The sequence below is a fragment of the Runella sp. MFBS21 genome (assembly GCF_029433105.1).
Classification (GTDB): Bacteria; Bacteroidota; Bacteroidia; order Cytophagales; family Spirosomataceae; genus Runella.
In genome coordinates this window covers 220,500-227,648 of sequence record NZ_JARNTW010000002.1, presented here as the reverse complement: position 1 = coordinate 227,648, position 7,149 = coordinate 220,500, and the positions used below count along the sequence as shown (strand labels likewise).

The window sequence follows — 7,149 nt, the reverse complement described above, 5'->3', positions numbered from 1 at the left end:
AGTAACAACGGCAACATAAACCAAACCAACCCTGCCAACGTTGGAAATGGCACAACCCAACCCTGCCAAACGTTTAGAACGTTGGCAGGGTTAGGAGTAGTAACAACGGCAACATAAACCAAACCAACTCTGCCAAACGTTTGGAACGTTGGCAGGGTTATGAGTAGTAGCAACGGCAACATAAACCAAACCAACCCTGCCAACGTTGGAAATGGCACAACCCAACCCTGCCAAACGTTTAGAATGTTGGCAGGGTACGAACGTTGGCAGGGTTAACCGCAAAATGATTAGATTTGTGATTGTGTATTTCCTCTTAATCTAATAACATGAAAAAAAATTGGCCTTATTTAGCCTTAGGCGTGGGTATTGTGGCGATTATCGCCGCCGTAGTGTATTATCAATTCCAACAAAAAAAGCCCCAACAAGCAGCTTTTGCGCCAGATTCTAGTGTTTATTCTACCCAAAACTACACCAACCTCGTTCTAGACAGTACTATCCTTATCGATTTTTACCGCCTCCATTTAGTAGCTGACAGCATCCAAAAAGACGTCAGTGAATTTTATCGAAGAAGAAACTATCAATATGCGTGGTTTAGTGAAAATACGCTGACTAATGCCGCTCTCAACTTCAATCAGCAGCGCGAAGCCTTCATCAGCGATTTTGCGGATAGTAGTCTTTATAGCCACCAGATAGATACTTTGTTATTGGAAGCACATACCAAAGGGAGTCAGTTTTTGAAACGCCACCAAGATGCTCAAACCTTGGAGTTGCTACTGACAACAGCCTTCTTTAAATATACTGACAAAGCATTTACGGGAAGTGTCAAAGACCCACTTGACTTAGAATGGTTTATTCCACGCAAGAAAAAAGACTATCAGGCGCTGTTAGACACATTGGTTTCGGCCAAAGGAAACCCCATGCGCGAGCCGGTCAATCGGTATTATGTATTGCTCAAAAATAAACTACAGTATTACCGAAGTTTGGAGAAAAAAGGCGGATGGCCTACCTTCAACTTCCCCAAAAAATCACTGCAAGCCAACGATGAAGATTCGTCTTTGATTGCTCTCAAACAGACGCTCCTGATGTGGGGCGACATGAACGAAGCCGATAGTAGCGCCCTTTTTACCGACTCGCTCGCGGTAGGACTCAAACGCTTCCAACATCGATTGGGACTGGTTGAAAACGGCAAAATCGACGCAAATACCGCTCGAGAACTCAATCGACCTATCAGCTTTCGTATCCGACAAATCATGCTCAACATGGAGCGCTTGCGGTGGGTTCCTGCCGAAATGGAGCCTAATATGCTGCTGATCAACATTCCCGAGTTCAAACTTCATGTGTTTGAAAATGGCAAACAAACTTGGATGTCAAACGTAGTGGTGGGTAAAGAAGCTACCAAAACGAGTATTTTTCGAGGCAATTTGTCATATGTAGTACTCAATCCTTATTGGGTCGTGACCAACAACATCATCAACAACGAAATTTTGCCCAAACTCAAACGAAATCCTGGCTACCTAGCCCGCAACAACATGGAAGTAGTATCTGGCAACAAGGTAGTTGACCCCTACTCTGTCAAATGGAGCTCTTATACCAAAAATGTTCCTTTTACGATTCGACAAAAACCCGGTCCGGGCAATTCATTAGGAAAAGTCAAGTTTTTGTTTCCCAATAGTTATAGCATTTATCTTCACGATACCCCTTCCAAAAGCCTTTTTGGGGAATCGACGCGCGCGTTTAGCCACGGCTGCATTCGTGTATCTACGCCCGAAAAATTGGCTTTGCACGTTTTAAAAAATGACCCTGCATGGAACGAAGAAAAGCTTGAGAGTGTTTGGAAAACTCAGAAGGAAAAATGGATTACGGTACGTCCCGCCCTTCCTGTGTATATCGTATATTTTACGGCATGGGTAGACCAGACAGGTCAGCTCAATTTTCGTAATGATTTGTACGGTTTGGACAAAGCCCTCGAACAAGAGATTTTTGGCGAACGCATCGCCTCTAAGTCTTGATACGAGGAGCCCAAAACACCACTTCTGAGGCTATTTGTTTTATTCAACCACTATTTATTATACATGTCAGCTATCGCTTGCGGCGTAGATTTCGGCACGTCGAACTCTACTATTGCCTTTTATCGAGATGAAACCCTCACTTTGGTTCCTGTCGAAAACCATCACACCACCATTCCAAGTGCTATTTTTTTTGAACGCATCGACAACACTCCTCACTATGGCCGCGAGGCTGTCAACCTCTTTTTGGAGCGTCACAAAGGGCGTTTTATGCGCAGTTTGAAACGCGTTTTGGGGACTTCGGCCATGAAACAAGGCACGCTGGTCAACGGAAGTCCGATGAATTTTAACAAAATTATTGGGCAGTTTGTCAAATATCTCAAACACAAAGCCGAACTCACCGCCCAGCAGGAAATCGATAGCGTCATCATGGGGCGACCCGTTTTTTTTATTGACAACGACCCTGTAGGTAACAAAAACGCCCAAGAAGAACTACGAACGATTGCCCAAAATGTGGGCTTCAAAAACATTAATTTTCAATTTGAGCCGATTGCCGCCGCTTTTGCCCACGAAGTAAACGTAAGCGGTGAAAAACTAGCTATCGTGGCGGATATTGGCGGGGGTACTTCCGATTTTACGGTCATTAGACTTTCTCAAAAATACCTCGCCAAGTCCGACCGCACAAGTGATATTTTGGCCAACACCGGTGTACGCATCGGTGGCAATGACTTTGATAAGGATTTGAGCCTTCATGCTTTTATGCCCGAACTAGGCTACCGCACCACTTACGGTGACAAAAACCTGCCTATTCCGCTCAAATACTATTTTGATTTGTCAGAATGGAGCAAAATCAACACCCTTTACACGCCCAAAAATCTCATGCAAATTCGGCAGTATTTGGGGCAATCGCACGACAAACCGCGCCTTTCTAAACTCCTCAATGTCATCGAGCAAGAAAGTGGGCACATACTACTAGGTGCCGTAGAAGATGCCAAAATCGCCTTGACTGATGCACCGTCATACGTTGCGCCTTTGGATTTTATTGAGCAAGACTTTGTGATTAGCACTACCAAAACGATGTTTGAAGAAGCGATTGAGCAAGAAATTGTAAAAATGGCCACTTCAGCAAGTGAGTGCGTGAAAGAAGCCGGAATCACCCCCGATGCTATTGATCTTATCATTCTCACGGGTGGCTCTACTGAGATTCCGGCCGTACAAGCGAAGTTTAGAGAATTGTTTCCCAATGCGGCTGTTTCCGACGAAAACAAACTCGACAGCGTTGGCGTAGGATTGGCTTATGATAGCAAAAGACGTTATCTTTGAGTTATTGAATCAATAAATTTTCACTGATATATTTTCTTTTTTTGCGTCGGAGACGCAGCGCCATTTTTGACCCAAATCATAGTTTGGGTCAAGTGATTACCCACAGTATGTCACTAAAAGCATGATACGTTTTCTTGTTTTGCGTCGGAGACGCAGTACCATTTTTGACCCAAATCATACTTTGGGTCAAGTGATTACCTTCAAAACTTTCTGACGAAAAGAGAAGCAGAGGGATAGCTTAAATTTCCATTAATCGCTTTACATTTTCCTGATAGGTGGTGCCTGATTCTAGTTTAGAGTTTTTCGAATCGTTCATTACGACCAAATACTTACCGCTAAAATAACGCTCTAATTCTTTGATTCTTAACGAATTTACTATTGTCGAACGACTGATTCTGATAAAATCGACAGGGAGTTTTTCTTCCAAACCACTGATAGTATGATTCATGAGGTATTGCTTGCTATCGATGGTATTGAGCAATACATATTTGTCGTCGGCTTGAAAAAAACTAATCTCGCTCAGAGGAACAAAGAGAATTTTATCACCGCTTTTGACCGAAATAGAATGCATTTCTTTTTTGGGGCTAATTTGCCCAATCAACTCTAGTAGTCTTTCTTTGGTCAGCGATAGCTCTTGCGTGGGTTGGAGCATTTTGAGCTTATGGATGGTTTTGAAAAGCCGCTCTTTTTCCACGGGTTTGAGCAAATAATCAATCGATTTTTCCTCAAATGCCTTGATGGCGTATTGATCGTAGGCCGTCACAAACACCACCAAAGGCATATAGGTCAGTTTTGATAACATTTCAAAACCCGTCATGAGGGGCATTTCGATATCCAGAAAAATCAGGTCGGGCTGTAAAGTCTCTATTTTTTGAATGCCTTCAGGGCCATTGAGTGCTTCGCCCACAATCTCTATCACCTCTTCAAAAGAAGCTAACAATCGCTTCAAACGCCCCAAAGCAATTTGTTCGTCGTCAATCAATAATGTTTTATACATAATAAAAAAATCAAAAATTTAATCAAATTATTACTTCAACTCCACCCACTCGTGTTCTTTTGGGATACTAATAATTACCATTTTGTAGGCATTGTTTTGCACTTGGAGAGAGGCTTTCTCGCCATAAATTAGGTTTAATTTATCACGAATACTCCGCAAACCATAGCCTCCACTGATATCTTCTTTGAAAGCAGGGCCATTGTCATGAATTCTAAACTGAATCGTGTCGGTTTGGGCTTCAATGATGATTTCTATTTCACCATTTTCTAGCAAATTCGAAATGCCATGTTTGATGGCATTTTCGACGATTGGTTGCAACAAAAAACGCGGAATTTTAAAATCCAACAACTCAGGCGCTACTTTGATAGAAAAAGAGAGCCGATTGCCAAACCGCATTTGTTCAATCGCCAAATAAGAACGCACTACCTCCAATTCTTCGGCTATCAAATGATAATGTCCTTCGTTGCGCCCTGTTGTATGCCGAAATAATTTTGAAAGCTGAACGGTCATTTCTTCAGCCTTATCGGGATCCTGGTGTACCAAGCCTGCGATGCTATTGAGGGAATTGTATAAAAAATGTGGGTTGATACGCGCTTCCAAGGCATTGAGTTGGGCTTTGGTTTTGAGCTTTTCGAGGTTTAGTAATTGGTACTCTTGCTCGGAGATTTTACGGGTAAAATGTCGAGATTTTTGCCAAAAATAAAAATAAAGAGATACCGCAAACAAGGGAATCGAAGCAAAAAACAGCGAACTGCGGTCAGAGTAAGTATTCCAGACATTGTAATCAAGCATATGCCAATAATGCACCCAAAACAATTCATTGTCAGGAAGGTATAAATAAATAATCCATTGTAAAAAATGTGCCAACCGCACAAAACCCACCGTCATGATGATAAGAACCAAATACTTTTTCCAATCGGAATGGTATTTTCGTTCTACTTTTTTGATGAATACATTCACCGCCACAAAGCACCCGACCGACGAGGTAATGTTGAGTAAAAACAAGGCTGTATTTTGGGCGTTTTCGGGAGAATCTGTTTTCATCAATTCCAACGAAAAATAAAACACACTACTAAAACCGTACACAAAAAGAGCCATTACAAAAAACGAATACATAAAGGGCAAAACCGTCGTCCAAAATCGATTTTCGAAAGGGATTGGCGCGTCTTCTTCTCGTACTTCGTTTTCGGTGTAGGTCGCTTCCGTCTGGGTGGGTATGGTAGATGCCTCCGCCTCATAAGGCTTAATAGCAATCACTCCCCCCCGCGTTTTGAGGGTTACGTTGGCTCCTCCCCCATTGAGTTGCCCATTGATATAGCGGTTTTTTCTGACACCATTAAAATGGGGCAGCAAGGGCATTTTTACGCGTGACCCTTTCACATTCAGCTGTAGCCCCTGCTGCAAGGGCAAGTCGATATTGATATTTCCGCTATTGGCTTCAAGCCATAAATACTCATCAATGGCTTTGATACTCACTCTCATATTTCCCCCTTTAGTGGAAGCACCTATATTGCCTTGAATTTCTTCAAAAGCGATATTACCTCCTGAAGTATAGCATTTCAAATCGCCCTTGCAGTGGGAAGCTTTGATGTTTCCACCCCAAGTATCTGTATATATTTTGGCATCACACTGCCGAATATGGATATTTCCCCCTTTGGTACTTACTTTGATTTCGCCTTTGCACTGCTCAATCTTAATGTTTCCGCCAAAAGTCGAAACATCTGCTTTAGCGTCACAAGAAAGGAGATGTATGTTGCCGCCAGTGGTACGGCCTTTTAGTTCTCCTTCTACCTTTTCTAGCTTAATATGCCCGCCCATTGTATTGAACTGATGACGCCCTTTCAGGGATTTGAGGGAAATATTACCGCCAAATGAATTATAAACCTGCGTAGAGAGACTAGCTGGTAAATAAACCCGAAAAGATACTTTCGGAAAATTGACCCAGTTTGTCAAACTTCTATAATTGGGCCGAGAACGAATATGGAGGGTATTGTCGGCCTGCGAAATCGACACTGTTTCTTCGTCCCATTCCCAATCGGCGAGAGGCTCTTCTACAAAAAAAAGTGTACTCCAACGCCGAATCGTCACGAAGATTTCTATGTGTATTTCTTCTTTATCCCAACCAATCAACTCGGTAGGGCCGGCAAAAGAATCTAATCGAAAATAGCGAAGGTTTTCGCCCGCAAAATGAAAGGTTTTGGTAGGAGGCCAACCTGCTTGAGTAGGGGTATTCATGGTTTTGAGGGGGCTGTTAGGAGAAGTATCAAGATAGTTTCAAAAATCAAAGTGAAAGGAATAATAGAGACATTTTTTAGCCACAAAACAACAGGCCATTTGGAAGCCATAGCATCTATAATATGATTGTTTTTCAAGTATTTTAAAAGCCCTTCTTCGATACCTACATGAATACTAAAATTAAAAAGGGCCGCTATCATCAGAAAAAGGGCAAAATTGACCAAGATCGCTATTTTATTGGCCGATACATTCTTTTTGAATTGAGTCCATATCAGTTTCCAATCCGATTTTTTCGCTCTAAAAATAGCCACGACTCTCCGAAATCCTATCTTCAAAGAGCCATTTCCAATGACTAAAATCACCAATCCTAACCGTACTCCTTCTACTACAAACTCTAGCCCCCAAAAACCTATTGACGAAATCGCTCCCCATGCTCCTTCTTGCATCCCTCTCCCAAAGGCTGCAACTAAACCCAATAAGAGCACTTTTAGCCCATAACGGCTAATGAACTGCAGGGTTTTCTGAAGTATTTCTACCCAACCAATTTGAACGGGGAGGTTTTCCATTGTATCTTTTTTTAAATGATAG

The 7,149-nt window shown here is 42.3% G+C and carries 5 protein-coding genes; 2 read left to right on the top strand and 3 right to left on the bottom strand.

Annotated elements, in window-relative coordinates; all coding sequences use genetic code 11:
- Positions 1–326 precede the first annotated feature (326 nt).
- Positions 327–2,009 (top strand): murein L,D-transpeptidase, encoded by a 1,683-nt coding sequence (locus tag P1X15_RS05230; RefSeq protein WP_277337091.1) that lies wholly within the window; start codon positions 327–329, stop codon positions 2,007–2,009.
- Positions 2,010–2,072: 63 nt separating this feature from the next.
- The gene (locus P1X15_RS05225) at positions 2,073–3,329 is read left to right on the top strand and encodes an Hsp70 family protein (protein WP_277337090.1); all 1,257 of its coding nucleotides are present in this window, start codon (positions 2,073–2,075) and stop codon (positions 3,327–3,329) included.
- A gap of 238 nt (positions 3,330–3,567) precedes the next feature.
- On the opposite strand, the gene P1X15_RS05220 is transcribed toward P1X15_RS05225, so the two are convergent.
- The 3 genes from P1X15_RS05220 to P1X15_RS05210 are packed head-to-tail and all read right to left on the bottom strand — an operon-like array spanning position 3,568 to position 7,127.
- Positions 3,568–4,326 (bottom strand): LytTR family DNA-binding domain-containing protein, encoded by a 759-nt coding sequence (locus P1X15_RS05220; protein ID WP_277337089.1) that lies wholly within the window; start codon positions 4,324–4,326, stop codon positions 3,568–3,570.
- 30 nt (positions 4,327–4,356) lie between these two features.
- Entirely contained in the window at positions 4,357–6,561 is a 2,205-nt protein-coding gene (locus P1X15_RS05215) for a histidine kinase (RefSeq protein ID WP_277337088.1), read from the bottom strand.
- The gene (locus P1X15_RS05210) at positions 6,558–7,127 is read right to left on the bottom strand and encodes a hypothetical protein (protein ID WP_277337087.1); all 570 of its coding nucleotides are present in this window, start codon (positions 7,125–7,127) and stop codon (positions 6,558–6,560) included. The genes P1X15_RS05215 and P1X15_RS05210 overlap by 4 nt, the downstream gene beginning before the upstream one ends.
- Positions 7,128–7,149 lie beyond the last annotated feature (22 nt).